At 71.8% G+C, this 2,857-nt stretch carries 3 protein-coding genes; all 3 read right to left on the bottom strand.

Annotated features, from left to right (window positions below; translation table 11 throughout):
* Positions 1-1,126, bottom strand: a 1,126-nt coding sequence (locus AC1DK4_RS40500; protein ID WP_441624485.1) for an NAD(P)/FAD-dependent oxidoreductase, incomplete at its 3' end; no start/stop codon positions are given.
* Positions 1,123-2,523, bottom strand: coding sequence for an FAD/NAD(P)-dependent oxidoreductase (locus tag AC1DK4_RS40495; RefSeq protein WP_441624483.1), 1,401 nt, complete (start codon positions 2,521-2,523; stop codon positions 1,123-1,125). The genes AC1DK4_RS40495 and AC1DK4_RS40500, both read right to left, overlap by 4 nt.
* Positions 2,520-2,857, bottom strand: a 338-nt coding sequence (locus AC1DK4_RS40490) for a (2Fe-2S)-binding protein (RefSeq protein ID WP_441624481.1), incomplete at its 5' end; no start/stop codon positions are given. The genes AC1DK4_RS40490 and AC1DK4_RS40495, both read right to left, overlap by 4 nt.

Here is a 2,857-nt window from a genome sequence, read left to right as displayed (position 1 = left end):
CGATGGCATAAGGCTCCAGCGGAATCGAGGTACGGCCCGTGGCGATCAGCTCCGCCATGGTTTCGCCCACGCCGGGGCTGATCGCAAAGCCCTCGCCATTGAAGCCGAAGGCGTAGTACAGGCCGGGCACCGTGGCGCTGGGGCCCATCACCGGCTGCCAGTCGGGGGTATAGCCTTCGATGCCGCTCCACACGCGAATCAGCTGCACATGCTCGAAGGCCGGCACGAAGCGGCGCAGTTCGCGCAGYTGGCGCAGCACGTTGTCGGGCTTCACGTAGGCGCGGATGCGSTCGGTGTACGCCGGCCCCTTGAGGCCRCCGCCGAAGACGATGTTGCCGCGTGAGATCTGGCGGAAGTACAGGCTCTCATGCTCGATCGGCGTAGAAACGCCGATGGAAGGGCCGATGGCATAGGGCAGCGGCTCGGTCACGCCCATCTGCGGGCCGCGCGCGTCCATCGGCACGCCCTCGCYGAACTGCTCGGCCATGCGGTTGGACCAGGCGCCGCACGCCACCAGCATTTGCGGTGCGCGAAAGCGCCGGCCATCGGCGGTGTGAGCGACAAAGCCATTGGCGTCGCGCTCGACCTGCATCACCTCGGCATGCTCGACGATCTGCGCGCCGGCGCGACGCGCGGCGCGCGCGAAGGCCGGGCCGGCCAGGCGCGGGTTGGCRTGGCCGTCCTGCGGCGAGTACGARCCTGCCACCACGCCGGGCGCAAAGATGCCCCAGCGCCGGCGCAACTGCTCGGCGCTGAAGAGCTSCAGRTCCAGYCCGAGCGGCTTCACGTCGCGSRCRTGTTGCTCGAGCACGGYGGCCTGCTGTTCGGTGTAGCACACGCGCAGGTGGCCGTACGGGACGAACTCGAGGTCYTCGCCCAGCAGTTCCTTCACGCGGCCCCAGACGGCACGCGCGCGATTGGCCAGCGGCATCTGGTGCAGGGCRCGTCCCTGGCGGCGCACATTGCCGAAGTTGGTGCCGCTGGCCTGGCGCCCGACCAGCTCGCGCTCCAGCAGCACCACCGAGAGGCCCTGCTGGCGCAGGAAGAAGGCGGTGGTGGTGCCCATCAGGCCGCCACCGAGCACCAGCACATCGGCGTCGTGCGTCTTGGATGCCGTGCTGCTCATGCCTTCACCTCGTGTGTATTCATCATCAGTGGCTTGACCGGTGCCTGCGAGCGCAGGCGACCGACTTGTTCGATCGGGATGCCGCAGGCCTGCGCCACGATCTCGGCCGCGGCATGGCCGCAGAAGCGGCCCTGGCAGCGGCCCATGCCGACGCGGCTGAAGGCCTTGGCCCGATTGACTTCCTGGCTGTCCAGTTCGCTCACGCAGCGGCGCAGCTCGCCCACSGTCACGGCCTCGCAGCGGCATACCACGGCGGCATCGGGCAGGGCGGCGGCCTGCGTGTGCGGCCACGGGAAGGCGCGCGCCAGCCCCTGGCGGAAGCGGTCCATCTGGTCGAGGRTGCGGCGCAGCGCAGCCGATTCCGCGGCGTATTGTGCGCGGCCCCGCTCATGCCCCAGGTCGGCCAGCGCCGCCAGCGCCGCGAGCCGGCCCGCGGCTTCGGCCCCATCGGCACCGAGGATGCGCGCGCCGTCGCCGGCCAGGTAGACGCCGCGCGTGCTGCTGCGGCCGTCCGCGTCGATGCGCGGCAGCCACTGGCGGCTCACGGGGTCGAAGGCGAACTCGCAGCGCGCGAGGTCGGCCAGTTGCGTCTCGGCGCGCAGGTGCCAGCCCAGGCCGACGGCGTCGCASGCGAAGCGCTGCTCGCGTCCGCGCGCATCGCGCACGGTCACGSCCYGCACGCCAAGGCGGTCATCGCCGTCGATGCCCAGCGGCGTCACGCCCTGCAGCACCGGTACGCCGGCATGCTTGAGGCCGCGGATCAGTCCGAGGCCGCGCAGCGCCAGCCGGGGGCGCGCCAGCAGGCCGGTGATGGCACCCCAGGACTTATTGGCGGAGGACGTGTCGAGTACTGCCGCCACGCGCGCGCCGGCCTGCACGTACTGCGAGGCCACCAGGTAGAGCAGCGGCCCGCTGCCGAGGAAGACGACCTGCGCGCCGATGGCGCAGGCCTGTGCCTTGAGCGCGATCTGGGAAGCGCCCAGGCTGTAGCAGCCGGCGCGGTGCCAGCCGGGCACCGGCATGAGCCGGTCGGTGGCACCGGAGCACACCAGCAGKGCGTCGAAGGGCAGCGTCTGCGGCTCGTCCCCGCACACGACGTGCAACTCACCCTCGGTCAGGTTCCACGCCAGCGTGTTGGGACGGTAGTCGATCCGCGCGYGCAGCGCGTCGAAGTCGCGGTGCAGCGCCTGGGCCTTGTCGGCCTCGCTGCCATAGAGCTTGGCGTAGGAGCGTTKGAAGCCTTCGGGCTGGCGGCGGTAGATCTGGCCGCCGTCGCGCCGGCCTTCGTCGATCACGGTAGGGCGCAGTCCGGCCTGCGCCAGTGCCTGGGCCGCGCGTACGCCGGCGGGGCCGGTGCCGACCACGACGATGCGGGGCRATGCTGACGGCGTGCTCATGCGGTGGCTCCCGGCGCGTGGCGCGCGAGCGATTCCTGCAGGTCCGGCGTCGCGGGCCAGTGGTGCGCGGGCGGACGGGTCAGTACCTCCATGCCGGCCTCGGCCGGCGTGGAACAGGCGCGCAGGCGCTCGCCCGCGGGTGTCCACACCCAGCAGTCCTGGCAKGCGCCCATCAGGCAGAACCCCGCACGCGGGCCGTCGCCGAATTCGCTGTCGCGCACGCGCCGGCCATTCAGCAGCAGTGCGACCAGAAGGGTGTCACCCGCCAGGGCGGTGGCACTGCGGCCATCGATGCGCAGGGTGATGGCGGGGCGGTCGGATTCTGCCAGCCGCA

The sequence above is a fragment of the Cupriavidus sp. 05N38 genome (assembly GCF_056397345.1).
The sequence above is the reverse complement of the archived record's forward strand: the minus strand, read 5'-3'. Positions and strand labels throughout refer to the sequence as shown.